Annotated in this window: 19 protein-coding genes and 3 rRNA genes; 19 read left to right on the forward strand and 3 right to left on the reverse strand. The window is 65.8% G+C overall.

From position 1 onward, the window contains the following. Positions 1–299: 299 nt before the first annotated feature. The 17 genes from ASF30_RS05520 to der all read left to right on the forward strand — a co-directional run bounded on the left by ASF30_RS05520 (position 300) and on the right by der (position 19,400). Positions 300–1,826 (forward strand): 16S ribosomal RNA (locus ASF30_RS05520). Between the two features lie 424 nt (positions 1,827–2,250). Further along, positions 2,251–5,368 (forward strand): 23S ribosomal RNA (locus ASF30_RS05525). A 147-nt stretch (positions 5,369–5,515) separates the two neighbouring features. Continuing rightward, positions 5,516–5,632, forward strand: a 5S ribosomal RNA gene (gene rrf / locus ASF30_RS05530). Together the 16S, 23S and 5S rRNA genes form the textbook arrangement of a ribosomal RNA operon. A gap of 305 nt (positions 5,633–5,937) precedes the next feature. Then, the gene (locus ASF30_RS23115; protein WP_183060360.1) at positions 5,938–6,096 is read left to right on the forward strand and encodes a hypothetical protein; all 159 of its coding nucleotides are present in this window, start codon (positions 5,938–5,940) and stop codon (positions 6,094–6,096) included. 2 nt (positions 6,097–6,098) lie between these two features. Continuing rightward, positions 6,099–6,899, forward strand: a complete 801-nt coding sequence (locus ASF30_RS05535) for a TlyA family RNA methyltransferase (RefSeq protein WP_055902741.1) — start codon at positions 6,099–6,101, stop codon at positions 6,897–6,899. Then, the gene (locus ASF30_RS05540; RefSeq protein WP_055902746.1) at positions 6,863–7,822 is read left to right on the forward strand and encodes an NAD kinase; all 960 of its coding nucleotides are present in this window, start codon (positions 6,863–6,865) and stop codon (positions 7,820–7,822) included. Before ASF30_RS05535 ends, ASF30_RS05540 begins: the two co-directional genes overlap by 37 nt. Continuing rightward, positions 7,815–9,551, forward strand: coding sequence for a DNA repair protein RecN (recN, locus tag ASF30_RS05545; protein ID WP_055902749.1), 1,737 nt, complete (start codon positions 7,815–7,817; stop codon positions 9,549–9,551). The genes ASF30_RS05540 and recN overlap by 8 nt, the downstream gene beginning before the upstream one ends. After that, positions 9,538–11,217: a CTP synthase gene (locus ASF30_RS05550; protein ID WP_327063130.1), complete on the forward strand. Its 1,680-nt coding sequence runs from the start codon at positions 9,538–9,540 to the stop codon at positions 11,215–11,217. Before recN ends, ASF30_RS05550 begins: the two co-directional genes overlap by 14 nt. Then, complete coding sequence (locus ASF30_RS05555; protein WP_055902752.1) at positions 11,210–11,875, forward strand: NUDIX domain-containing protein; 666 nt, start codon at positions 11,210–11,212, stop codon at positions 11,873–11,875. Before ASF30_RS05550 ends, ASF30_RS05555 begins: the two co-directional genes overlap by 8 nt. Next, positions 11,876–12,781, forward strand: a complete 906-nt coding sequence (gene xerD, locus ASF30_RS05560) for a site-specific tyrosine recombinase XerD (protein WP_055902755.1) — start codon at positions 11,876–11,878, stop codon at positions 12,779–12,781. Between the two features lie 48 nt (positions 12,782–12,829). Continuing rightward, on the forward strand, positions 12,830–13,717 hold the full coding sequence (locus tag ASF30_RS05565) for a ParA family protein (RefSeq protein ID WP_055902756.1): 888 nt from the start codon (positions 12,830–12,832) through the stop codon (positions 13,715–13,717). Further along, positions 13,701–14,600, forward strand: a complete 900-nt coding sequence (locus tag ASF30_RS05570; RefSeq protein ID WP_235480279.1) for a segregation and condensation protein A — start codon at positions 13,701–13,703, stop codon at positions 14,598–14,600. Before ASF30_RS05565 ends, ASF30_RS05570 begins: the two co-directional genes overlap by 17 nt. 139 nt (positions 14,601–14,739) lie before the next feature. Continuing rightward, a complete protein-coding gene (gene scpB, locus ASF30_RS05575; RefSeq protein ID WP_055904661.1) occupies positions 14,740–15,300 on the forward strand; it encodes an SMC-Scp complex subunit ScpB in 561 nt (186 codons plus the stop codon). Then, positions 15,287–16,117: a pseudouridine synthase gene (locus tag ASF30_RS05580; RefSeq protein ID WP_055902759.1), complete on the forward strand. Its 831-nt coding sequence runs from the start codon at positions 15,287–15,289 to the stop codon at positions 16,115–16,117. The genes scpB and ASF30_RS05580 overlap by 14 nt, the downstream gene beginning before the upstream one ends. After that, positions 16,118–17,203 carry a prephenate dehydrogenase gene (locus ASF30_RS05585; RefSeq protein WP_055902762.1) on the forward strand — a complete coding sequence of 362 codons (1,086 nt, stop codon included), beginning with the start codon at positions 16,118–16,120 and terminating at the stop codon, positions 17,201–17,203. 5 nt (positions 17,204–17,208) lie between these two features. Beyond that, entirely contained in the window at positions 17,209–17,892 is a 684-nt protein-coding gene (gene cmk / locus ASF30_RS05590) for a (d)CMP kinase (RefSeq protein WP_055902766.1), read from the forward strand. Further along, entirely contained in the window at positions 17,889–19,400 is a 1,512-nt protein-coding gene (der, locus tag ASF30_RS05595; protein WP_055902769.1) for a ribosome biogenesis GTPase Der, read from the forward strand. Before cmk ends, der begins: the two co-directional genes overlap by 4 nt. Before the next feature lie 174 nt (positions 19,401–19,574). On the opposite strand, the gene ASF30_RS05600 is transcribed toward der, so the two are convergent. From ASF30_RS05600 to ASF30_RS05610, 3 genes are all read right to left on the reverse strand, one after another. After that, positions 19,575–21,023, reverse strand: coding sequence for an MDR family MFS transporter (locus tag ASF30_RS05600; RefSeq protein WP_055902771.1), 1,449 nt, complete (start codon positions 21,021–21,023; stop codon positions 19,575–19,577). Positions 21,024–21,088: 65 nt separating this feature from the next. Further along, positions 21,089–21,400 (reverse strand): hypothetical protein, encoded by a 312-nt coding sequence (locus tag ASF30_RS05605; RefSeq protein WP_055902774.1) that lies wholly within the window; start codon positions 21,398–21,400, stop codon positions 21,089–21,091. Between the two features lie 10 nt (positions 21,401–21,410). Beyond that, entirely contained in the window at positions 21,411–22,817 is a 1,407-nt protein-coding gene (locus tag ASF30_RS05610) for an MFS transporter (protein WP_055904663.1), read from the reverse strand. Between the two features lie 253 nt (positions 22,818–23,070). On the opposite strand from ASF30_RS05610, the gene ASF30_RS05615 reads away from it, so the two are divergent. Together ASF30_RS05615 and ASF30_RS05620 are read left to right on the forward strand one after the other, a co-directional pair. Further along, positions 23,071–24,246, forward strand: a complete 1,176-nt coding sequence (locus ASF30_RS05615; RefSeq protein WP_055902776.1) for a thiolase family protein — start codon at positions 23,071–23,073, stop codon at positions 24,244–24,246. A gap of 74 nt (positions 24,247–24,320) precedes the next feature. Then, positions 24,321–25,112, forward strand: coding sequence for an SDR family NAD(P)-dependent oxidoreductase (locus ASF30_RS05620; RefSeq protein WP_055902779.1), 792 nt, complete (start codon positions 24,321–24,323; stop codon positions 25,110–25,112). Positions 25,113–25,147 lie beyond the last annotated feature (35 nt).

The raw sequence follows: 25,147 nt of genomic DNA on the forward strand, positions 1-25,147 counted from the left end.
GTAAGATAGAGAAGTTGCCTTCGAGTTGATCGCCTTTTTGGGGTGTGAAGCGGGGAGCATCCGATCCTTGAGAACTCAACAGCGTGCACAATGTCAAATGCCAAAAACCTCGTGCAGTTTGATCCGTTTCTAGCGGTGATGATTGTGGGAGATTCCTTTGGAAAACATTTATAACAACAAAGCAAGTCAGTAATGATTTGTTCTGTCAGTTTCAAACTTGTCGTGATGTTCGCCTATTCCGGTGGCGTTGCGGCTAATTGAATGTGCCGGCTGTCTTTGGATGGTCGTGCAATCAAGCATTTATGGAGAGTTTGATCCTGGCTCAGGACGAACGCTGGCGGCGTGCTTAACACATGCAAGTCGAACGGTGAACTTGGGAGCTTGCTCCTGGGGGATCAGTGGCGAACGGGTGAGTAACACGTGAGCAATCTGCCCTTGACTCTGGGATAAGCGTTGGAAACGACGTCTAATACCGGATACGACCATCCCCGGCATCGGGAGGTGGTGGAAAGAATTTTGGTCAAGGATGAGCTCGCGGCCTATCAGCTTGTTGGTGAGGTAATGGCTCACCAAGGCGACGACGGGTAGCCGGCCTGAGAGGGTGACCGGCCACACTGGGACTGAGACACGGCCCAGACTCCTACGGGAGGCAGCAGTGGGGAATATTGCACAATGGGCGCAAGCCTGATGCAGCAACGCCGCGTGAGGGACGACGGCCTTCGGGTTGTAAACCTCTTTTAGCAGGGAAGAAGCGAAAGTGACGGTACCTGCAGAAAAAGCACCGGCTAACTACGTGCCAGCAGCCGCGGTAATACGTAGGGTGCAAGCGTTGTCCGGAATTATTGGGCGTAAAGAGCTCGTAGGCGGTTTGTCGCGTCTGCTGTGAAATCCCGAGGCTCAACCTCGGGCCTGCAGTGGGTACGGGCAGACTAGAGTGCGGTAGGGGAGATTGGAATTCCTGGTGTAGCGGTGGAATGCGCAGATATCAGGAGGAACACCGATGGCGAAGGCAGATCTCTGGGCCGTAACTGACGCTGAGGAGCGAAAGCGTGGGGAGCGAACAGGATTAGATACCCTGGTAGTCCACGCCGTAAACGTTGGGAACTAGATGTGGGGACCATTCCACGGTCTCCGTGTCGCAGCTAACGCATTAAGTTCCCCGCCTGGGGAGTACGGCCGCAAGGCTAAAACTCAAAGGAATTGACGGGGGCCCGCACAAGCGGCGGAGCATGCGGATTAATTCGATGCAACGCGAAGAACCTTACCAAGGCTTGACATATACGAGAACGGGCCAGAAATGGTCAACTCTTTGGACACTCGTAAACAGGTGGTGCATGGTTGTCGTCAGCTCGTGTCGTGAGATGTTGGGTTAAGTCCCGCAACGAGCGCAACCCTCGTCCTATGTTGCCAGCACGTAATGGTGGGAACTCATGGGATACTGCCGGGGTCAACTCGGAGGAAGGTGGGGATGACGTCAAATCATCATGCCCCTTATGTCTTGGGCTTCACGCATGCTACAATGGCCGGTACAAAGGGCTGCAATACCGTAAGGTGGAGCGAATCCCAAAAAGCCGGTCTCAGTTCGGATTGAGGTCTGCAACTCGACCTCATGAAGTCGGAGTCGCTAGTAATCGCAGATCAGCAACGCTGCGGTGAATACGTTCCCGGGCCTTGTACACACCGCCCGTCAAGTCATGAAAGTCGGTAACACCCGAAGCCGGTGGCCCAACCATTTATGGAGGGAGCTGTCGAAGGTGGGATCGGTGATTAGGACTAAGTCGTAACAAGGTAGCCGTACCGGAAGGTGCGGCTGGATCACCTCCTTTCTAAGGAGCATCTGGCCACTTCGGTGGTCCAGGCACGCCAGATCAGGACCGTACGTGTTCTGCTGGCAGCTCATGGGTGGAACATTGACATTGATGCCGATCGGATCGATCGGGACTCAGTACGCCACTTCGGTGGTTGGAAAGGTTCTGGTGGTGAGGGCCGGCATGTTGCACGCTGTTGGGTCCTGAGGGACCGGATGCCACACTTTGCGGTGTGGTGGACGAAACTCAGGGCCTTTTCTGTTCGGCATACATCGCCGGCGGGGAGGGTACCGCCCGTACTTTGAGAACTACACAGTGGACGCGAGCATCTTAGATTGATCCTTCGGGATCAATCACAAAAGATTTTAGGACGAGCTCTTTCGAGGGTTCGTCCGACTAATCATTGGTCAATTTCTAACGAAATCGATTCAAACTCATGTGATTTCAAGATTCTAAGAGCAAACGGTGGATGCCTTGGCATCTGGAGCCGAAGAAGGACGTCGTAATCTGCGATAAGCCTCGGGGAGCTGATAAACGAGCTGTGATCCGAGGATTTCCGAATGGGGAAACCCCGCCAGGCCCTTTGGGTGACCTGGTGACTCCCGCCTGAATATATAGGGCGGGTAGAGGGAACGTGGGGAAGTGAAACATCTCAGTACCCACAGGAAGAGAAAACAACAGTGATTCCGTCAGTAGTGGCGAGCGAACGCGGATCAGGCTAAACCGATCATGTGTGATAGCCGGCAGGCGTTGCATGGTCGGGGTTGTGGGACTTTTCGTGCTGATTCTGCCGAACAGTGAACGTTACAGCGCGATATAGACGAATGGGATTGAAAGCCCAGCCGTAGACGGTGCGAGCCCGGTAGTCGAAATGTCGTTATGGCGTGAGAAGTATCCCAAGTAGCACGGGGCCCGAGAAATCCCGTGTGAATCTGTCAGGACCACCTGATAAGCCTAAATACTCCCAGATGACCGATAGCGGACAAGTACCGTGAGGGAAAGGTGAAAAGTACCCCGGGAGGGGAGTGAAATAGTACCTGAAACCGTTTGCTTACAAACCGTTGGAGCACCCTTGTAGGTGTGACAGCGTGCCTTTTGAAGAATGAGCCTGCGAGTTAGCGATATGTGGCGAGGTTAACCCGTGTGGGGTAGCCGTAGCGAAAGCGAGTCTGAATAGGGCGATTCAGTCGCATGTCCTAGACCCGAAGCGAAGTGATCTATCCATGGCCAGGTTGAAGCGACGGTAAGACGTCGTGGAGGACCGAACCCACTTCAGTTGAAAATGGAGGGGATGAGCTGTGGATAGGGGTGAAAGGCCAATCAAACTTCGTGATAGCTGGTTCTCTCCGAAATGCATTTAGGTGCAGCGTTGCGTGTTTCTTGCCGGAGGTAGAGCTACTGGATGGCCGATGGGCCCCAAAAGGTTACTGACGTCAGCCAAACTCCGAATGCCGGTAAGTGAGAGCGCAGCAGTGAGACGGTGGGGGATAAGCTTCATCGTCGAGAGGGAAACAACCCAGACCACCAACTAAGGTCCCAAAGCGCGTGCTAAGTGGGAAAGGATGTGGAGTTGCACAGACAACCAGGAGGTTGGCTTAGAAGCAGCCACCCTTGAAAGAGTGCGTAATAGCTCACTGGTCAAGTGATTCCGCGCCGACAATGTAACGGGGCTCAAGCACGCCACCGAAGTTGTGGCATTGACATTTATAGGTAGGCCTTCGTGGTCCAGCCGTGTTGATGGGTAGGAGAGCGTCGTGTGGCCAGTGAAGCGGCGGTGTAAACCAGCCGTGGAGGCCACACGAGTGAGAATGCAGGCATGAGTAGCGAAAGACGGGTGAGAAACCCGTCCTCCGGAAGACCAAGGGTTCCAGGGCCAGGCTAATCCGCCCTGGGTAAGTCGGGACCTAAGGCGAGGCCGACAGGCGTAGTCGATGGACAACGGGTTGATATTCCCGTACCGGCGAAGAACCGCCCAAACTAATCCAGTAATGCTAAGTGTCTGAATCCCCTAGACGGATCCCTTCGGGGTGACGCGTGTGGGCCTAGCACACGACCCTATGCTGGTGCGGTTAGCGTATTAACAGGTGTGACGCAGGAAGGTAGCCGAGCCGGGCGATGGTAGTCCCGGTCTAAGGGTGTAGGCCGAGAGATAGGCAAATCCGTCTCTCATATAAGGCTGAGACCCGATGGGTAGACGCAAGTCGAAATCGGTGATCCTATGCTGCCAAGAAAAGCATCGACGCGAGGTTCCAGCCGCCCGTACCCCAAACCGACTCAGGTGGTCAGGTAGAGAATACTAAGGAGATCGAGAGAATCGTGGTTAAGGAACTCGGCAAAATGCCCCCGTAACTTCGGGAGAAGGGGGGCCTGAAGCGTGAATGGACTTGCTCCAGGAAGCGTGGATGGCCGCAGAGACCAGTGGGAAGCGACTGTTTACTAAAAACACAGGTCCGTGCTAAGTCGCAAGACGATGTATACGGACTGACGCCTGCCCGGTGCTGGAAGGTTAAGAGGAACGGTTAGCCGCAAGGCGAAGCTGAGAATTTAAGCCCCAGTAAACGGCGGTGGTAACTATAACCATCCTAAGGTAGCGAAATTCCTTGTCGGGTAAGTTCCGACCTGCACGAATGGCGTAACGACTTCCCAGCTGTCTCAACCGCGAACTCGGCGAAATTGCATTACGAGTAAAGATGCTCGTTACGCGCAGCAGGACGGAAAGACCCCGTGACCTTTACTACAGCTTGGTATTGGTGTTCGGTGTGGCTTGTGTAGGATAGGTGGGAGACGGTGAAGCTTGGACGCTAGTTCAGGTGGAGTCAATGTTGAAATACCACTCTGGTCACTCTGGATATCTAACTTCGAACCGTGATCCGGTTCAGGGACAGTGCCTGGTGGGTAGTTTAACTGGGGCGGTTGCCTCCCAAAAAGTAACGGAGGCGCCCAAAGGTTCCCTCAACCTGGTTGGCAATCAGGTGTCGAGTGTAAGTGCACAAGGGAGCTTGACTGTGAGACTGACAAGTCGAGCAGGGACGAAAGTCGGGACTAGTGATCCGGCAGTGGCTTGTGGAAGCGCTGTCGCTCAACGGATAAAAGGTACCTCGGGGATAACAGGCTGATCTTGCCCAAGAGTCCATATCGACGGCATGGTTTGGCACCTCGATGTCGGCTCGTCGCATCCTGGGGCTGGAGTAGGTCCCAAGGGTTGGGCTGTTCGCCCATTAAAGCGGTACGCGAGCTGGGTTTAGAACGTCGTGAGACAGTTCGGTCCCTATCCGCTGCGCGCGTAGGAAATTTGAGAGGATCTGACCCTAGTACGAGAGGACCGGGTTGGACGAACCTCTGGTGTGTCAGTTGTTCCGCCAGGAGCACCGCTGATTAGCTACGTTCGGGATGGATAACCGCTGAAAGCATCTAAGCGGGAAGCCGGCCTCGAGATGAGATTTCCATACCTTCGGGTGAGAGGCTCCCAGCCAGACGACTGGGTTGATAGGCCGGATGTGGAAGACAGGACGAAAGACTGTCGGAGCTGACCGGTACTAATAAGCCGATATCTTGATAATCACCACTCCCATACATGTTGTAAGGCTGGTATGGGGGGAAACATGAATGCTTGCGTCCACTATGTGGTTCTCGATGTACGGTCGAGAACCCGAACAACACACGCTAACGCGTGGACTGTTCGGAACAACTAGATACATCTCTAGTGTTTCGGCGGCCATAGCGAGAGGGAAACGCCCGGTCACATTCCGAACCCGGAAGCTAAGACTCTCAGCGCCGATGGTACTGCAGGGGAGACCCTGTGGGAGAGTAGGACACCGCCGGACTTAACTTGAAGAGGCCACCCATACCCATGGGTGGCCTTTTCCCATTTAACACAGCAATTCAACAGTGACCCCGCGATAATGGCGAGGCCTGCGGGCCGTGCTGGCACTGCACAGGCTCNTACTGCAGGGGAGACCCTGTGGGAGAGTAGGACACCGCCGGACTTAACTTGAAGAGGCCACCCATACCCATGGGTGGCCTTTTCCCATTTAACACAGCAGAAGGACCATCCCGACGGGGTGGTCCTTCTGTGTTTAACGTCCTGGCACGAGCCGGCCGCATCCGTTCGACACTGTACCTTTGAGGGGTGGATGCCGACGAGACACCGAACGACGACGGGCTGCTGCCGCGCCTGCGCGTGATCGAGGACCAGCCGCTCGAGGAGCGCGCGACGGCCTATGCGCAGCTCCACGACCAGCTGCGCGACCGTCTCGAGGGCGGCGACGTCGCCCGCCCTCGCGGTTGACGATGGCCGACTCCAGGCTCGACGCCGCTCTCGCTGCACGCGGCCTCGCCCGCTCGCGCACCCACGCCGTCTCGCTCATCACGGCGGGGCTGGTGACCGTCGACGGACGGCCCGTCGTCAAGGCGTCGGCCAAGGTGCGGGATGACCAGCTGATCGAGGTCGCTGGAACCGACGACTACGTCAGCCGCGGTGCCCACAAGCTGAACGCCGCTCTCGACGCCTTCGGGATCGCCGTCGACGGACGGATCGTCCTCGACGCCGGGATCTCCACCGGCGGCTTCACCCAGGTGCTGCTCGAACGCGGAGCCTCCCGCGTCATCGGGGTGGACGTGGGGCACGGGCAGTTGTCGCCCCTGCTCGCCACCGAGGACCGCCTCACCCTGGTGGAGGGGTTCAACGTGCGTGACATGTCGCCGTCATCGTTGGCAGGGGCATCCGGCATCTCCGATCGTCCCGACCTCGTGGTCGCGGACCTGTCGTTCATCTCGCTCCCACTCGTGCTTCCGGCGCTCGTCGACACCGCCGTCGACGAGGCCGACTTCGTCCTGCTCATCAAGCCGCAGTTCGAGGTGGGCAAGAGCGGCATCCGCGAGGGCATCGTGAAAGACGCCGGTCGCCGGGCGGATGCGGTCTCCAACGTGCTGTGGGCCGGGTTCGACCTCGGCGTCGGCACAGCGGGGCTGACTCCTTCACCGATCGCCGGCGGCGCCGGGAACCACGAGTATCTGGTCTGGATGAGCCGAAGCCACGGCAGCAATCCGACAGAATGGTTGAGTCTGGTTTCTTCGATGACGGGAGTGTGAGAGTCGTGGCGAATGCCCGCCCCATCCTCGTCGTCGCCCACACCGGCCGCGCGGAATCGCTGTCGGCGGCGCTCGACGCCTGCCGCCAGCTGACAGCGGCGGGAGCGCTCCCCGTCCTTCCCGGCGACCAGTGGGACGACCTGCACGAGTACGCGCCCGAGCTCGACGGGCAGACGGCGCGCCTGGGGGCCGGCATCCGTGCCGACGATCTCGAGCTCGTCGTCGTCCTCGGCGGCGACGGGACCATCCTGCGCGCCGCGGAACTGGTGCGCGATGCCGCGACGCCCATCCTCGGAGTCAACCTCGGCCACGTCGGCTTCCTCGCCGAGAGCGAACGCGACGACCTGGGTGAGGCGATCGGGCGTGGTCTCGCCCGCGACTACGTCGTCGAGGAACGCATGACCCTCGCTGTGCGCGTGAAGCAGGGCGACGTGATCGTCCACGAGGACTGGGCCCTCAACGAGGCCACAGTCGAGAAGGCCAGTCGTGAGCGCATGCTCGAGGTCGCCATCGAGGTCGACCGGCGCCCGCTCTCGACCTTCGGCTGCGACGGCGTCGTGCTGTCGACCCCGACGGGTTCGACGGCGTACGCGTTCTCCGGTGGCGGCCCCGTCGTCTGGCCGACACTGGACGCCATGCTCATGGTGCCGCTCAGCGCCCACGCGCTCTTCGCGCGCCCGATCGTCGTCGGCCCAGACTCAGCTATGGCCGTCGAGCTGCTGCGGCGTACACAGGGCTCCGGCGTGCTCTGGTGCGATGGCCGGCGCTCGTTCGAGCTGGAGCCCGGCGCGCGCGTCGTCGTGCGGCGGTCACCGGTTCCCGTGCGCCTCGCCCGGCTGCATCCCGGACCCTTCACCGACCGGCTGGTGAACAAGTTCCAGCTGCCCGTCACAGGATGGCGAGGGCCCGAGACCAGTGATTGAGGAACTCGGCATCCGTGATCTCGGTGTGATCGCCGATGCGACGCTGCCGCTCGGCCCCGGCTTCACCGCCGTGACCGGTGAGACCGGTGCGGGCAAGACCATGGTCGTGACGGCTCTCGGGCTGTTGCTCGGCGCGCGCTCCGATGCGGGCGCGGTCCGTGCCGGGCAACGCGAGGCTCGAGTCGACGGACGGTGGATCGTCGACGAGCACGGAGCCGTCGCCGACCGGGTACGTGATGCCGGGGGAGACCTCGACGGTCCCGAGCTCCTTCTCGGGCGGTCGGTGTCGAGCGAAGGTCGATCACGCGCCGTCGTGGGCGGCCGCGCCGCTCCGGTCGGGGTGCTCGGCGACCTCGCCGATGAACTCGTCGTCGTGCACGGCCAGTCCGATCAGATCCGGCTGAGGTCGGCCTCCGCCCAACGCGCGGCGCTCGACAGGTACGCCGGGTCCGAGCTGGCTGCAGTGCTCGACGAGTACCGTGCAGTCTTCACGCGCTGGCGGGCCAACGTCGAGGCTCTGGAGACTCTGCAGGGCGATCGCGATCGCCGGGCGCGCGAGGCCGAGCAGCTCCGCGTCGACCTGGCCGAGATCGAGGAGGTCGACCCGCAGCCCGGGGAGGACGTCGAACTCGGCGAACGCGCCGAGAGGCTCGGCAACCTCGAGGAGCTCCGGGTCGCCGCCGCGCAGGCCCGGGAACGCGTCTCGGCCGAGGAGTCTGATGACGCCGGCGACGCCGTCGCCGCCGTCGACTCGGCCCGCCGACAGCTCGAGCGCGTGGTGGAGCACGACGCGAGCCTCGCGCCGATCCTCGAGTCGCTCACCAACGTCAGCTTCCTCGTCGCCGACATCGCCGCCGAGCTCTCCAGCTACCTGGCCGGACTCGACGCCGACGGCGCCCGGGAGCTCGAGGTCGTGCAGGAGCGACGCGCCACCCTCGCCGGCCTGGTGCGCAAGCACGGCACCGACCTCGACGCCGTGCTGCGCTTCGCGGCCGAGGGCGGCATCCGTCTGCTCGACATCGACGAGGACGACGAGCGCATCGCAGCATTGACCGAGGCCATCGCGGCCGACTCCGCCGCCGTCGACGAGCTGGCGGCCCGGATGAGCGGCATCCGCACCGATGCCGCCGGCCGTCTGGCCGCCGCGGTCACCGAGGAACTCGCGGCCCTCGCCATGCCCGATGCGCGGCTGGTCGTCTACGTCGAGCAGCGCGACGAGCTCTCGGCATCCGGACGTGACGTCGTCGCCATCCTGCTCACGCCGCACAACGGTGCCGAACCGCGGCCGCTGGCACGAGGCGCATCCGGTGGCGAGCTCTCCCGCGTCATGCTGGCGATCGAGGTCGTCATCGCCGCGACCGACCCCGTGCCCACCTTCGTGTTCGACGAGGTCGATGCCGGTGTCGGCGGTGCCGCCGCCATCGAGATCGGGCGCCGGCTCGCGCGCCTGGCCGAGTCGTCGCAGGTCATCGTGGTGACGCACCTCGCCCAGGTGGCTGCCTTCGCCACCAACCACCTGCGCGTGGCCAAGGACAGCTCGGGTGCCGTGACAGCTTCCAGCGTCGAGAAGCTCGCCGGGGAGACCCGCATCGCCGAGATGGCGCGACTCCTCTCGGGCCTCGCCGACTCCGAGAGCGGCCTCGCCCATGCGCGGGAGCTTGTCGAGCTCGCCGGCACCGGTGATCACCCGGATCGACATGGTAGGGTGGAAGCCCGTGGCGGACATTAGCGCGGGAATCTCAGACGGCATCACCAAACACATCTTCGTGACCGGTGGTGTCGTTTCTTCATTGGGCAAGGGCCTCACGGCCGCGAGCCTGGGCAACCTTCTGACGGCGCGGGGTTTGCGCGTCGTGATGCAGAAGCTCGACCCCTATCTCAACGTCGATCCGGGAACGATGAACCCGTTCCAGCACGGCGAGGTCTTCGTGACCGACGACGGCGCGGAGACCGACCTCGACATCGGCCACTACGAGCGATTCCTCGACATCAACCTGAGCCAGGCGGCGAACGTCACCACGGGCCAGATCTACTCGAGCGTCATCGCCAAGGAGCGTCGAGGCGAGTACCTCGGCGACACCGTGCAGGTCATCCCGCACATCACCGACGAGATCAAGCGACGGATGCGCCTGCAGGCGTCGGAGTCGCCCCAGCCCGACGTGATCATCACCGAGATCGGCGGCACCGTCGGCGACATCGAGTCGCAGCCGTTCATCGAGTCGGCGCGTCAGGTGCGCCACGAGCTCGGTCGGAAGAACGTGTTCTTCGTGCACGTCTCCCTGGTGCCGTTCATGGGCGCATCCGGTGAGCAGAAGACCAAGCCGACGCAGCACTCCGTCGCCACCCTGCGTTCCATCGGAATCCAGCCCGATGCCCTCGTGCTCCGCAGCGACAGGCCCGTGACCGAGTCGAACAAGCGCAAGATTGCGCTGATGTGCGACGTCGACGAGCAGGCCGTCGTGAACGCGGTCGACGTGCCGTCGATCTACGACATCCCCACGATGCTGCACGACCAGGGGCTCGACTCGTACATCATCGAGACCCTCGGCCTCACGGCTCACGACGTGGACTGGAGCGGCTGGGCGCCGCTGCTCGAGGCCGTGCACGAGCCCAAGCACGAGGTGAACATCGGCCTGGTCGGCAAGTACATCGACCTTCCGGATGCCTACCTCTCGGTGACCGAGGCGCTGCGCGCCGGCGGCTTCGCGCACCAGACGAAGGTGAAGATCCACTGGATCCCGTCCGACGAGTGCCAGACCGAGGAGGGAGCTGCACGCCAGCTCTCCCACCTCGACGCCATCTGCGTTCCCGGCGGCTTCGGCGTGCGCGGCATCGAGGGCAAGCTCGGAGCCCTCAAGTTCGCCCGCGAGAACGGCCTGCCCGCCCTCGGCCTGTGCCTCGGGCTGCAGTGCATGGTCATCGAGTACGCCCGCGACGTCGTCGGCCTCGAGAACGCCTCGTCGAGCGAGTTCGACCCCGAGACCGCCTTCCCCGTCATCGCGACGATGGAGGAGCAGGTCGAGATCATCGCCGGCGGCGACATGGGCGGAACCATGCGCCTCGGCCTCTACCCGGCCGCTCTCGCCGACGGCTCGCTCGTCGCCGAGCTGTACGGCGCTCCCGTCATCTCGGAGCGGCACCGTCACCGCTACGAGGTGAACAACTCCTACCGCGAGCAGATCGCCGAGGCCGGGCTGTGGTTCTCCGGCACCTCGCCCGACCGCCAGCTCGTCGAGTTCGTCGAGCTTCCCCGCGATCAGCACCCGTTCTACGTCGGCACGCAGGCGCACCCCGAGCTGCGCTCGCGTCCGAACGACGCGCACCCGCTGTTCCGCGGCCTCGTCGGCGCGGCCCTCGACCGCCAGCAGGCCAGCCGTCTGTTCGAGGATGCCTGAGTCCGCGTCCCCGGTGGAGAACGGGTCGTCCGCGCTGATCGCGGACGACCCGTTCCATCCCGAGGTCACCGCCACCGACCGCGTGTTCGGCGGCATGGTGTGGGATGTCCGTCGCGACACCTTCGACTTCAACGGGCACGCGATCACCCGTGAGTACGTCGACCACACGGGCGCCGTGGGCGTTCTCGCGATCGACGACGACGATCGCGTGCTCCTCATCCGTCAATACAGGCACCCCGTGCGCCAGCGCGAATGGGAGATCCCGGCCGGCCTGCTTGATATCGCCGACGAGCATCCGTTGGTCGGAGCGAAGCGCGAGTTGGCCGAGGAGGCCGACCTCGGAGCGACGAAGTGGGCTGTGCTGAGCGACTACCAGACCACACCGGGGGGAAGCACCGAGGCCATCCGCGTGTACCTGGCCCGCGGTCTCAGCGCGGTGTCGCACGACTTCGAGCGCGAGGCTGAGGAGGCCGACATGGAGGTGCGCTGGGTGCCGCTCGACGACCTCGTCGATGCCGTGCTCGCTCGGCGGGTGCAGAACTCCCTCACGGTCATCGCCGCCCTCACGGCGCACGCCGCCCGATCCCGGGGCTGGGAGACGCTCGCCCCGGCCGATTCACCGTGGCCACGCCGGCCGCGGAAGGGCGCATCCGCCTAGATGAAGCTGCAGCCGGCGATCGACTCCTACCTGCGTCACGTCTCGGTGGAGCGCGGGCTCGCGAGCAATACCATCGCCGCCTACCGCCGCGACCTCGCGGTGTACGCGGCATGGTGCGAGGCCCAGGGCATCGACGATCCGGCTTCTGTCGACCAGGCCGCCCTGTCGGCCTTCGTGCAGCACCTCGGCACCCGCGAGGAGTCGCCGCTGACGTCGTCGTCGATCGCGCGGGTGCTCTCATCCGTGCGCGGTTTCCATCGCTTCCTCGTCGAGGAGGGCGTGACGACGACGGATGTCGCCCGGGAGACGAAGCCGCCGAAGCTCGGCACCAGGCTGCCCAAGGCCATCTCGATCGAGGACGTCGAAGCCCTGCTCGCCGCCACCGACGGCGAGGGCCTGCAGCAGCTGCGCGACAAGGCGCTGCTCGAGCTGCTCTACGCGACCGGAGCGCGGGTGAGCGAGGCCGTCGCGCTGAACGTCGACGACGTGCTCGAGGAGGGCGTCATCCGGCTGTTCGGCAAGGGCGGCAAGCAGCGCGTCGTTCCCGTCGGCAGCTTCGCCCGTGCGGCCGTGGACGCCTACCTCGTGCGGGCCAGGCCGACGCTGTCGGCACGGGGCGCTGCCACTCCTGCGCTGTTCCTCGGGCTGCGCGGTCAGAGGGTCTCGCGGCAGAACGCCTGGCTCATCATCCGCGCCGCCGCAGAACGTGCCGGCATCACGGCCGAGGTGTCCCCGCACACCCTGCGGCACTCCTTCGCGACGCATCTGCTGGCGGGAGGAGCCGATGTTCGCGTGGTGCAGGAACTGCTCGGACACTCCTCGGTGGCGACCACCCAGATCTACACGATGGTCACCGCCGACACACTCCGGGATATGTACACCAGCGCCCACCCCCGCGCTCGGTAGAATCGTGACGGGCGCACGGGATGTGCGGCCTAGTCGAGGAGAGATGCAGTGACCGGTAAGCAGGACGACTCGGCGACACTGACCTTCCCCGACGACGTGATCCTCGGCCCGACCGGCCGTCCCCTTCGACAGTTCGCCCAGCCGAAACCGCTGAAGTCGCACGGCCCGGCACGCGTGATCGCCCTGTGCAACCAGAAGGGCGGCGTGGGCAAGACCACGACGACCATCAGCCTCGGGGCCGCGCTCGCCGAAGACGGACGCCGGGTGCTCGCCGTCGACTTCGACCCGCAGGGTGCCCTCTCGGCCGGCCTCGGGGTTCCGACCCACGACGTCACCACGATCTACGACCTCCTGCTGTCGCGGTCGAAGGACCCGCTGGAGGCGATCCAGAAGACCGGCGTGCCCGGCCTCGACGTCATCCCCGCGAACATCGACCTCTCGGCGGCCGAGGTGCACCTCGTCAACGAGGTGGCCCGCGAGCAGATCCTCGCCGGGGTGCTGCGCCGACTGTCGGCCGACTACGACGTCATCCTCATCGACTGCCAGCCCTCGCTCGGACTGCTCACCGTGAACGCCCTGACGGCTGCTCACGGCGTGCTGATCCCGCTCGAGTGCGAGTTCTTCGCACTGCGCGGCGTGGCCCTGCTCATCGAGACCATCGACAAGGTGCGCGACAGGCTCAACCCCGCCATCCAACTCGACGGCATCCTGGCCACGATGTACGACTCCCGCACCCTGCACTCCCGCGAGGTCCTCGAGCGCGTCGTCGACGCCTTCGGCGACAAGGTGCTGGAGACCGTGATCGGTCGCACCGTCAAGTTCCCCGATGCCTCGGTGGCCGGCAGCCCGATCACGCAGTTCGCGCCGGAGCACGCCGCGGCGCACGCCTACCGTCAGCTGGCCAGGGAGCTGGTCTTCCGTGGCGCAGTCGCCTGAGGCCGTCGGGCATCCGGAGTCGTCCGGCGCGCTGAGCGTCGCCGAGCCGCCTGCAGCGCTCGAGCCCGAGACCGACGCCACCGGCACGGACGCCGAGGTGGAGCCCGGCTTCAGGGTGAAGCTGGCGAACTTCGCCGGACCGTTCGACCTGCTGCTCTCCCTCATCAGCAAGCATGAGCTGGACATCACCGACATCGCGCTGAGCGCTGTGACCGACGAGTTCCTGTCGTACCTGCGCGGACTCGACACGGCCGAGGAGCTCGACCAGGCGACGGAGTTCCTCGTGGTGGCGGCGACCCTGCTCGACCTGAAGATCGCCGGCCTGCTGCCGCAGGGCGAGCTCGTCGACGCTGAAGACGTCGCCCTGCTCGAGGCCCGCGACCTGCTGTTCGCACGGCTGCTGCAGTACCGGGCGTTCAAGCAGGCGTCGGCCTGGTTCCAGCAGAACCTCGATGCCGAGGCCTCCCGCCACGCCCGCTCGGTGCGGCTCGAGGAGAAGTACCGCCAGCGCACGCCCGAGCTGGTCTGGACCCTGACGGTCGACGACTTCGCGGCGATCGCCCTGCTCGCGCTGGCTCCGCGCGAGGTGCCCGTCGTCGGCCTCGACCACCTGCACGCGCCGCTGGTCAGCATCCGGGAGCAGGCCGCCCTCGTGGTGACCATGCTGCGTCGCGGCGAGGTGCTCTCCTTCCGCGAGCTGGTGGCCGATGCCCCGGTGAAGGGCGTCGTGATCGCGCGGTTCCTCGCCGTGCTCGAGCTGTACCGCCACGGGGCGCTCTCCTTCGAGCAGCTCGAACCTCTCGGCGAGCTCACTGTCAGATGGACCAGTGAGCACTGGTCGGATGAGAACCTCGCGAACCTGGGAGCCGATTACGATGCGTGACGTTGACATTTCCGCCGAAGATTCCCATGCGTCGCTTCGCTCCGGATCGGAATCCGACGATGTCGGCTTCGCCGACCTTCGCTCCGCGGGACTTCTCGAGTCGGCTCGCGAGGCGCCTGCTGACGAGCCGAGCGCTGGGCTGGAGCGACGCCTCGAGGCGATCCTCATGGTGACCGACGAGCCGCAGGGCGTCATCCACCTGGCCACGGCCGTCGGGCGTCCGGTCGCCGAGGTGAAGGCGGCGATCGACACGCTCGTGGCCGACTACGACGGCATCGACGCGAACGGCGAGCCGACAGGCATCCGTCGCGGATTCGAACTGAGAGAGGTCGGCGGCGGCTGGCGCATCTACGTCCGCCCCGAGCACGACGAGCTGGTGACGGACTTCGTGCTCACCCAGAACCCGACGCGGCTGTCGCAGGCCGCCCTCGAGACCCTCGCCGTGATCGCCTACAAGCAGCCGATCACGCGCGGGGCCATCGCCTCGATCCGCGCCGTCAACGTGGACTCCGTCGTGCGCACCCTGCTCAGCCGGGGCCTCGTGACCGAACTGTTCGCCGACGCCGAGACCGGCGCCATCAACTACGGAACGACCGAGCTCCTGCTCACCCAACTCGGTGTGAACGGCCTCGACGAGCTTCCGCACATCTCCCCGCTTCTCGAAGGCGGAAACGAAGGGTTCGACGGTGACATCCGATAACGCAGCAGACGACGGCATCCGATTGCAGAAGGTGCTGGCCAGTGCCGGCGTAGCCTCGCGCCGGGTGTCGGAAGACCTCATCGTGGCGGGTCGGGTGCGGGTCAACGGCACCGTCGTCACCGAACTCGGCCGCCGCATCCACCCCGAGACCGACCTCGTGGCCGTCGACAACATCGCCGTGCAGCTCGACAACACCAAGCTGTACCTCATGCTCAACAAGCCGGCCGGGGTGTACTCCTCCATGCGCGACGAGCGCGGCCGTACCGACCTGAGCTACTGGGCAGAGCAGTACGAGGAGCGCATCTTCAACGTGGGGCGGCTGGATGCCGAGACCACGGGCCTGCTCATCATGACGAACGACGGCGACCTGGCCCACACGCTGGCGCATCCGTCGTTCGGCGTCGCGAAGACCTACATCGCCAAGGTCGAGGGCCGCGTGAGCCCGCAGACCATCGCCCAGCTCACCCGCGGCATCGACCTCGAGGACGGCCCGATCGCCGCCGACAAGGCGCGCCTGATGACGAGCGCCTCGGACTCGACGTCGAGCCTGGTCGAGATCACCCTGCATTCAGGTCGCAACCGCATCGTGCGACGGATGCTGGATGCCGTCGGGCATCCCGTCATCGACCTCGTTCGTCGCCAGTTCGGGCCGCTGCACCTCGGAACGCTTCAGATCGGACAGATCCGTCCGCTCACCTCGGCCGAGCTCGGCCAAGTGCTCACACTGTCGAGAGACGGCGGCGCGGAGCAGGCCGATCCGAAGAAGGCGGCGCCGAGCGCCGAGTCGGGCACCGAGACGAACGACGGAGGTCGCTGAGTGGTCGTGGAGTCCCGCCTCATCGGACCCGTGCGCGTCGTCGGTGCCGGCCTGCTCGGCACCAGCATCGGCCTCGGACTGACCTCCCGGGGCATCGACGTGATCCTTGCCGACGCGTCGCCGACGCACGTCAGCATCGCGGTCGACCTCGGGGCCGGCCGTCGCGCAGCCGCGGGTGACGCGCCCCAGCTCATCGTGGTCGCGACGCCACCCGATGTGACGGCATCCGTCGTCGCTCAGGAGCTCGCGGCGTTCCCCGACGCCATCGTGACGGATGTCGCCAGCGTGAAGCTGGCCGTGCTCGCCGAACTCACCGAGCTCGGCGCCGACCTCAGCCGCTACATCGGCTCGCACCCGATGGCCGGGCGGGAACGGGGCGGCCCCCTCGGCGGCCGTGCCGACCTCTTCGTCGGCCGCCCGTGGGTGGTGGCGGCGCACGACTCCATCAGCTACCAGCGCGCCGGTGCGATCGACGACCTCATCCTCGACCTCGGTGCGACACTCGTCGAGATGACGCCGGAGCAGCACGATGCCGGCGTCGCCCTGATCTCGCACGTGCCGCAGGTGATCTCGAGCCTGATGGCCCGGCGCTTCATCGACGCGCCGAGCGCCGCCGTCAACCTCGCCGGACAGGGCGTGCGCGATGTGACCCGGGTGGCCGCGAGCGACCCCGACCTCTGGGTGCAGATTCTCGGGGCCAACGCATCGCCAGTTCGGGACATCCTCCTGGCCTACCGCGACGACCTCGACCGCTTCATCACGGCCCTCGACGACCCCGAGGCGCCCGGCGCCCGCCGTCGGGTGGCCGAGGAGCTCGCCGGTGGCAACATCGGGGTCGCCAGGCTGCCCGGCAAGCACGGAACCGACAAGCGCTTCACCACCCTGACCGTCATGGTCGACGACAGGCCGGGCCAGCTCGCGCGCCTGCTCGCCGAGATCGGCGAGATCGGCGTGAACCTCGAAGACCTGCGGCTCGAGCACGCGCCCGGCATCCTCGTCGGCCTCGCCGAGATCGCCGTGCTGCCCGAGACCGTCGAACACCTCACCACCGAGCTGGCCGCACGCGGCTGGCGGATTGCCGGATGACCCGAATGAACACCACCCCCTCGTCAGCCCCCGTCGTCGTCGCCATCGACGGCCCAGCCGGCAGCGGCAAGTCCAGCGTGAGCAAGGCCGTCGCCCGGCGCCTCGGCTACGGCTTCCTCGACACCGGCGCGGCGTACCGCGCGTTGGCCTGGCTGGCGCTCGAGAACGGCGCCGACACCGAGAGCGCGGCATCCGTCGTCGAACTGCTCGACGACTTCGACTACGCGATCGGAACCGACCCCGACGGCTACAGCGTTCGGGTGGGGGAGAACGACGTCACCGAGGCCATCCGCGAGCCCCGTGTCGCGGCCGTCGTGAGCGCCGTCGCGCGGGTACCGGAGGTGCGCGCACACCTCGTGGCGATGTTCCGGAGCATCGCCGCAGCTGTGGATCGGCCCGGAATCGTGATCGAAGGCCGCGACATCACCACGATCGTGGCCCCTGACGCCCCCGTTCGCATTCTTCTCACAGCCGATGAGGCCGTTAGAATGGCGAGAAGGTCGGCTGAGCTGACCGATCTCGCCGCGGATTCCGTCGGTCGAGCACTGGCGGAGCGTGACAGGGCGGATGCCCGGGTCGTCGACTTCCTGAACGCCGCTGACGGTGTGACCACCGTCGATTCCACCCATCTGGACTTCAATCGAACTGTCGATGCCGTGATCACGGTCATCGAGGAGGCATCAACATGAGCACCGACGAAAACGACGACTACGAAGACGTCGACGGCGCGCTCGCCTCGCGCCTGGCCGACGTCGACGAGGAGGCCGCGGCACAGCGCGCGGCAGCGCTCCGTCGCGGGCTGGACGCCTACGACCTCGAGGACGACGACTTCGACGTCCTCGACACCGTCACCGAGGACCCCGACGCCATCCGCTACCTGCCGGCCCTGCCGGTCATCGCGATCGTCGGTCGACCGAACGTCGGCAAGTCCGCGCTCGTGAACCGCATCCTCGGCCGCCGCGAGGCCGTCGTCGAGGACACCCCCGGCGTCACCCGCGACCGTGTGAACTACAAGGGCGAGTGGAACGACCGTCGCTTCACCCTCGTCGACACCGGCGGCTGGGAGCCCGACGCCAAGGGCATTGACGCCTCCGTCGCAGCCCAGGCCGAGGTCGCCATCGACCTCTCCGACATCGTCATGTTCGTCGTCGACGCCACAGTCGGCGCCACCTCGACCGACGAGCAGGTCGTGCGCATGCTGCGCAAGGCCAAGAAGCCCGTCTTCCTCGTCGCCAACAAGGTCGACGACGTTCGTCGCGAGCCGGATGCCGCAGCGCTGTGGAACCTCGGGCTCGGCGAGCCCTACCCGGTCTCCGCCCTGCACGGCCGTGGCGTCGCCGATCTGCTCGACACCATGCTGAAGGTCCTTCCGGCCGTGTCGGCCGTCGCGAAGGACGAGGTGGGCGGACCCCGCCGCGTCGCGATCCTCGGTCGCCCGAACGTGGGCAAGTCCAGCCTGCTGAACAAGTCGGCCGGTGAGGAGCGCGTCGTCGTCAACGACCTCGCCGGAACCACCCGCGACCCCGTCGACGAGCAGGTCGAGCTGGGCGGCAAGGTCTGGCGCTTCGTCGACACCGCCGGCATCCGTCGCCGTGTGCACCTCGCCCAGGGCGCCGACTTCTACGCATCGCTCCGCACCAGCGCAGCGCTCGAGAAGGCCGAGGTCGCCGTCGTCATGCTCGACGTCTCGCAGCCCATCAGCGAGCAGGACGTGCGCATCATCGACCTGGTGCTCGAGTCGGGCCGCGCGCTCGTGCTCGCGTTCAACAAGTGGGACCTCCTCGACGACGACCGCCGGCGCTACCTCGAGCGCGAGATCGAACAGGACCTGGCGCACGTCGCCTGGGCTCCGCGCGTGAACATCTCCGCCCGCACCGGCCGTCACATCGAGAAGCTCGTGCCCGCCCTCGAGCTCGCGCTCGAGTCGTGGGACACCCGCATCCCCACGGGCAAGTTCAACGCCTTCCTCGCCGAGCTCACGGCGGCGCATCCGCACCCCGTGCGCGGTGGAAAGCAGCCGCGCATCCTGTTCGGAACGCAGGCCGCGAGCCGTCCGCCGACATTCGTCGTGTTCACGACCGGCTTCCTCGACCCCGGCTACCGTCGCTACATCCAGCGTCGTCTGCGCGAGATCTACGGCTTCGAGGGAACTCCGATCGTGCTCAACATGCGCGTGCGCGAGAAGCGGACGCGCTAGAGCCGGCCCTCCGGCTTCCGCTGCCGCCCTCCGCTTCCGCCTCCGTGTGAAGGCATCAACGGCCCGTCGCCCCCGGATCTCCGGGTAGCGGCGGGCCGTTGCCTTCACACGGCAGCAGGAATGCCTTCACACGGTGGCAGCTGCTGCGATCGGCGCACCGGCTCCGCACACCGCTCAGGGCCCGGCGGTCTCCTCGGCCGGGGCGACGTATTCGAGGTCCCGGGCACTCGCACGCGGCATCGCCAGGGCAGCGATGACAGTCAGCGCCGCGGCGACAGTGACGGCCAGGAAGACGGCGGTGGCGGCATCCGCCACCGCGGTCTTATCCGTCTCGCCACCCGGAGAGGCGGCGATGATGGAGTTGGCGATGGCCCCGAAGACGGCGACGCCGACGGCGCTGCCCGCCGAGCGGGCGAACATGTTCGTTCCCGTGACGACACCGCGCTCGCCCCACGCCACCGATGACTGCGCCGCGATCAGGCTGGGAGCCGCGACCCAGCCGAGGCCGAAGCCGATGACGAAGCACGACAGTGCTATCAGCAGGGTGTTCGGATGGGGTGCCACGAGGGTGACTCCGATGGCGCCGAGCACGGTGATCGTGATGCCGATGAGCACTGTGGAACGGAACCCGATGCGCAGGTAGAGCCGCCCGGCGAGGGCGGCCGAGATCGGCCAGCCGAGGGTCAGCGCTGCCACGGCGAGGCCGGACACTATCGGGACGACGCCCAGAGTGGTCTCGAGGTAGGTGGGGACGTAGGACGTGAGGCCGATGAGGATGGCGCCGACACCCAGCGAGATGAACGTGGTCGTGACGATGAGGCGCCGGGTGAAGATGCCCAGCGGGATGATCGGTTCAGCAGCCCGCTGTTCGATGAGAACGAAGGCGATGAGGGCGACGGCGCCGATGCCGAAGGCGGCGAAGCTGGGGACCGAGTTCCAGGCCCACGCCTGCCCGCCCTCGAGGAGGGCCAGGATGATGGCCGTCAGGGCGATGGTGAGCGTGACGGCGCCGGCGTAGTCGATGCGATGACGGCGCGGCTCGATCTTCTCGTGGAACGAGCGGATGAGCCGCCAGCCGGCGATGACGCACAGCGGGATGTTCACGAAGAAGATCCAGCGCCAGGAGACGAACTGGCTGAAGACGCCGCCCAGCGCCGGTCCGACGACGGAGGAGATGGCCCAGACGCTCGCGATGTAGCCCTGCACCTTGGCGCGCTCGGCGAGCGAGTACAGGTCGCCGACGATGGTGATGGACGTGGGCAGGACCGCGCCGGCACCCAGTCCCTGAACGGCGCGGAAGGCGATGAGGGCCGGCATGCTCCACGCGAAGCCGCAGAGGATCGACCCGAGCAGGAACAGGCCGATGCCCACGAGGATGATCGGCTTGCGGCCGACGGTGTCGGAGAGCTTCGAGTAGATGGGGACGGATACCGCCTGGGCGAGCAGGTAGATCGAGAACAGCCACGGGAACTGGGTGAAGTCGCCGAGGTCGGCCACCACCGAGGGAACGGCCGTGGCGAGGATGGTCGAATCGATCGCGATCAGCCCGGTCGCGAGCATGAGGGCGATGAGGATCGGCCCGCGCTCGGAGCGGAACCCCACCGACAGTGGTGCACTCGTCATTCTGAAGCCAACGCTGAGCGGGCCGGTTCATTCCCGGAAGGACCGTTCCGCAAGCGCGGCACCTCTCAGCGGACCGGGACGACCGGCTCCACCAGGGCGACGTGACTCGACGCGACCCGCTGCGGTACGCCGTCGAAAGCGGCATCCCGCTCGGGCGAGGTCATGTAGGCGGCCTCGGTCTCGGCGAAGCCGGCGGCATCCGTCGGCAGGCTGAGAGCCCAGCTGAACTTGGCCGCGTCACGATCGAGGTAGGCGAACTCGACGACGAAGCCGTGAGCCGTGCGCGCTGGAACGAGGCGGGAGTTCCACCACTCGACGAAGGCGTCGATCTCGGTGGGAACAAGGTCGTACAGGCGCAGTTGCATGGTCGTCGTCATGGCGTCGATCCTATTGTTCGCGCGTCTCCGAACTCACGCTGAGTGGCGTGGCGATGTCCTCCAGCGACTTGTTCTCGGCGTCGACGCCGAGGAAGGCCTCGACGAGGCCGGCGCCGATCATGAGCACGGCGCCGATGAAGTAACCGAACACCACCGCACCGATGCCGTCCTCGATGAACTGCCCGAACAGGATCGGACCGATGATGCCGCCGATCCCGGTGCCCACGGCGTAGAAGAAGGCGATGGCCATGGCGCGGGTCTCCATCGGGAAGATCTCGCTGACGGTGAGGTAGGCGGCGCTCGCACCCGCCGAGGCGAAGAAGAACACCACCATCCAGCAGGCCGTGAGGGTGACGGCATCCAGCACTCCCGATTGGAACAGGATGCCGGTGCCGATGAGGAGCACCCCGGATCCGATGTAACAGCTCGAGATCATCACGCGGCGCCCGATGGTGTCGAAGAAGCGCCCGAGCACTAGTGGGCCCAGGAAGTTTCCGATGGCGATCGGCACGAGGGACCACGGGGCGACGTCATCGGGCACGTCGAGGAGCTTCGTGAGCACGAGGGCGTAGGTGAAGAAGACGGCGTTGTAGAGGAAGGCCTGGCCGATGAAGAGCGAGAGGCCGAGCACGAAGCGCTTCGGATAGCGCGTCAGCCCGACCTTCACGATCTCGCCGAAGCCCGTGCGCTTGCGCTGAGTGACCTCGATGTAATCGTCGACCTCCTCGAGCTTCGAACCCTCGGACTCGACGATCTGCTTCTCGACGTCATCGACGATCTTCTCCGCGCTCTCGAGATCACGATGGATGAACAACCAGCGCGGCGACTCCGGCACGCTCCGCCGCACGAACAGGATGCAGAGGCCGAGCACGGCGCCGAGACCGAAGGCGAGGCGCCAGCCCAGCTCGGGAGGGAAGATCGCCGTGTTGAGCAGGAACACCGACAGGACGGCGCCGAACGCCGTGCCGAGCCAGTACGAGCCGTTGATGGCGAGGTCGACCTTGCCGCGATGGCGGGCCGGGATCAACTCGTCGATGGCCGAGTTGATGGCCGCGTACTCGCCGCCGATGCCGGCTCCGGTGAAGAATCGGCAGACGAAGAAGAACAGCGGCGAGAACGAGAACGCCGTCGCGACAGTCGCCAGCAGGTAGACGCCGAGCGTGATGATGAACAGCTTCTTCCGACCGAAGCGATCGGTGAGGTATCCGAAGAACAGCGCTCCGCTGCAGGCGCCGGCCACGTAGATGGCGGCAGCGAGGCCGATCTGCGCCGTCGTCAGGCCGAGGCCGCTCTCTGGCTCGGTGAGCCGACCGGCGATCGAGCCCACGATCGTCACCTCGAGCCCGTCGAGGATCCACACGGTGCCGAGGCCTATCACCACGACCCAGTGCCAATGCGCCCAGGGCAGCCTGTCCATCCGGGCCGGAATGTTCGTCCGGATGGTCTTCGCGGTCTCCGCCGTCGTCATCTCTGCTCTCCTTCGAACCGTTCCACGGTAAGGAGATGCCGCTGCCGCTTCGACCCCTTGCGCTGGGCCGCGATGAGGAGGACCATCCGCTCCCGGAAGGACTGGTCGCCGTCCGTCGCAAGTTCTCGACGTCGGCCTCGACGTCGTTCTCGATGCTGGTCTCGACGTCGGGAAGCGCGTCGGGAATAGGCTGGACCCCATGATGAGAGACGCCGTCATCGTCGACGTCGTGCGGACCCCGAGCGGGCGTGGCAAGCCCGGCGGGATGCTGTCGCATGTGCACCCCGTCGACCTGCTCGCCGGAGTGCTGCGCGAGCTCGTCGACCGTTCGGGTATCGATCCGGTGCAGATCGACGACGTGATCGGCGGATGCGTCAGCCAGGTGGGGGAGCAGAGCTACAACGTCGTGCGCACGGCCGTCCTGTCGGCGGGATTCCCCGTCAGCGTTCCCGGCACGACGATCGACCGCCAGTGCGGGTCGAGCCAGCAGGCCGCCTCCTTCGCCGCCCAGGGAGTGATCGCCGGGGCCTACGACATCGTGATCGCCTGCGGCGTCGAGTCGATGAGCCGCGTCCCTCTCGGCTCATCGACGCTCGGCCTGTCGCCGTACGGGGTCGGCATCGCCGAGCGCTTTCCCGACGGGCTGGTGAGCCAGGGGATCTCGGCCGAACTGATCGCAGCACGCCACGACTTCGGGCGCGACGAGCTCGACGCCTTCTCGGCCGAGTCGCACCGACGAGCCGCCGCCGCGGCCGAACGCGGAGACTTCGCGCGCGAGATCATCGGAGTGGCCGGGGTGGAATCGCTCGTCGACGAGACCGTCCGCGCCGGAACGACGACGTCAGCGCTCTCGGGACTGGCGCCCGCGTTCCGCACCGACGAGCTCTCGGCGCGATTCCCCGAGATCGACTGGCGGATCACGCCGGGCAATTCCTCGCCGTTGACCGATGGCGCATCGGCCGCCCTCATCATGAGCAGCGCACGGGCGGCCGAACTGGGACTCACACCGCGCGCCCGATTCCATGCCTTCGCCGTGACCGGCAGCGATCCGCTCCTCATGCTCACCGGGGTGGTTCCCGCGACCCGGATGGTGCTCGACCGGGCTGGCCTCGCCGTCGAGGACCTGGACAGCTCCGAGGTGAACGAGGCCTTCGCGCCGGTCCCGCTGCTCTGGCTCAAGGAACTGCACGCCGATCCGGCCACTCTCAATCCGCAGGGCGGTGCGATCGCCCTGGGTCATGCGCTCGGGTCGTCGGGCACACGACTGCTCGCCACGCTCCTGACCTCCCTCGAACGAACCGGCGGCCGCTACGGGCTGCAGACGATGTGCGAGGGCGGCGGCATGGCCAACGCCACCATCATCGAGCGACTGGGCTGAGGGCTCCAGCACGAGAACACCGGCTGGGACGAGCAGCATCAGCCCGAACGACACGAACAACAGAAGGAGAATCCATGCGCATCGACGGACTGTCGGCACTGGTGACAGGCGGGGCCTCGGGGCTCGGTCGGGCGACGGCGACAGCCCTGCACGCGGCCGGGGCGAGCGTGGTGCTCGTCGACCTGCCGTCGTCGCCGGGTGCCGCTGTCGCGGCCGAGTTGGGGGAGCGGGCACGGTTCGCCGCCGCCGACGTGACGAACGAGTCCGAGGTGCAGGCGGCGATCGCACTGGCGCAGCAGCTGGCGCCCCTGCGGGTGGTGGTGAACTGCGCCGGCATCGCGACGGCCGGGCGCACCGTCGGCCGTGAGGGACCGCTCGATCTCGGCGCGTTCGAGCGCACCATCCGGGTGAACCTCATCGGCACCTTCAACGTCGCCAGGCTCGCCGCCGCCGCCATGGCCGCGAGCGAACCGGTCACGGCATCCGCTCTCCCGGGGGTTCCGGAGACGGCCGAGCGCGGTGTGATCATCAACACGGCGTCGGTCGCCGCCTTCGACGGCCAGATCGGGCAGGCGGCGTACTCGGCATCGAAGGGCGGCGTCGCGGCGATGACCCTGCCATTGGCCCGCGACCTGTCGAAGCTGCTCATCCGCGTCGTGACCATAGCGCCGGGCATCTTCGAGACGCCGATGATGGCCGGCATGCCCGACGAGGTGCGGGCATCGCTCGAGGCTCAGATCCCGCATCCGTCGCGCATGGGCACCCCGGCCGAATATGCGGCCCTGGCCCGGCACATCGTGGAGAACCCGATGCTGAACGGCGAGACCATCAGGCTCGATGGCGCCATCAGGATGCAGCCGAAGTAGGGCGCCTCGCCGCCTCGGGCGCTCGGCGCCTCGCC

Source organism: Leifsonia sp. Leaf264 (assembly GCF_001422325.1).
Taxonomy (GTDB): Bacteria; Actinomycetota; Actinomycetes; order Actinomycetales; family Microbacteriaceae; genus Orlajensenia.

Bases quoted from the DNA above. Each gene is read 5' to 3' on its own strand.
- ASF30_RS05600 (WP_055902771.1), bottom strand. From the start codon at position 21,023: ATGACGAGTGCACCACTGTCGGTGGGGTTCCGCTCCGAGCGCGGGCCG.
- ASF30_RS05610 (WP_055904663.1), bottom strand. From the start codon at position 22,817: ATGGACAGGCTGCCCTGGGCGCATTGGCACTGGGTCGTGGTGATAGGC.
- ASF30_RS05615 (WP_055902776.1), top strand. From the start codon at position 23,071: ATGAGAGACGCCGTCATCGTCGACGTCGTGCGGACCCCGAGCGGGCGT.
- der (WP_055902769.1), top strand. From the start codon at position 17,889: ATGAGCACCGACGAAAACGACGACTACGAAGACGTCGACGGCGCGCTC.
- xerD (WP_055902755.1), top strand. From the start codon at position 11,876: ATGAAGCTGCAGCCGGCGATCGACTCCTACCTGCGTCACGTCTCGGTG.
- ASF30_RS05620 (WP_055902779.1), top strand. From the start codon at position 24,321: ATGCGCATCGACGGACTGTCGGCACTGGTGACAGGCGGGGCCTCGGGG.
- ASF30_RS05540 (WP_055902746.1), top strand. From the start codon at position 6,863: ATGGTTGAGTCTGGTTTCTTCGATGACGGGAGTGTGAGAGTCGTGGCG.
- cmk (WP_055902766.1), top strand. From the start codon at position 17,209: ATGAACACCACCCCCTCGTCAGCCCCCGTCGTCGTCGCCATCGACGGC.
- ASF30_RS05605 (WP_055902774.1), bottom strand. From the start codon at position 21,400: ATGACGACGACCATGCAACTGCGCCTGTACGACCTTGTTCCCACCGAG.
- ASF30_RS05535 (WP_055902741.1), top strand. From the start codon at position 6,099: ATGGCCGACTCCAGGCTCGACGCCGCTCTCGCTGCACGCGGCCTCGCC.
- ASF30_RS05555 (WP_055902752.1), top strand. From the start codon at position 11,210: ATGCCTGAGTCCGCGTCCCCGGTGGAGAACGGGTCGTCCGCGCTGATC.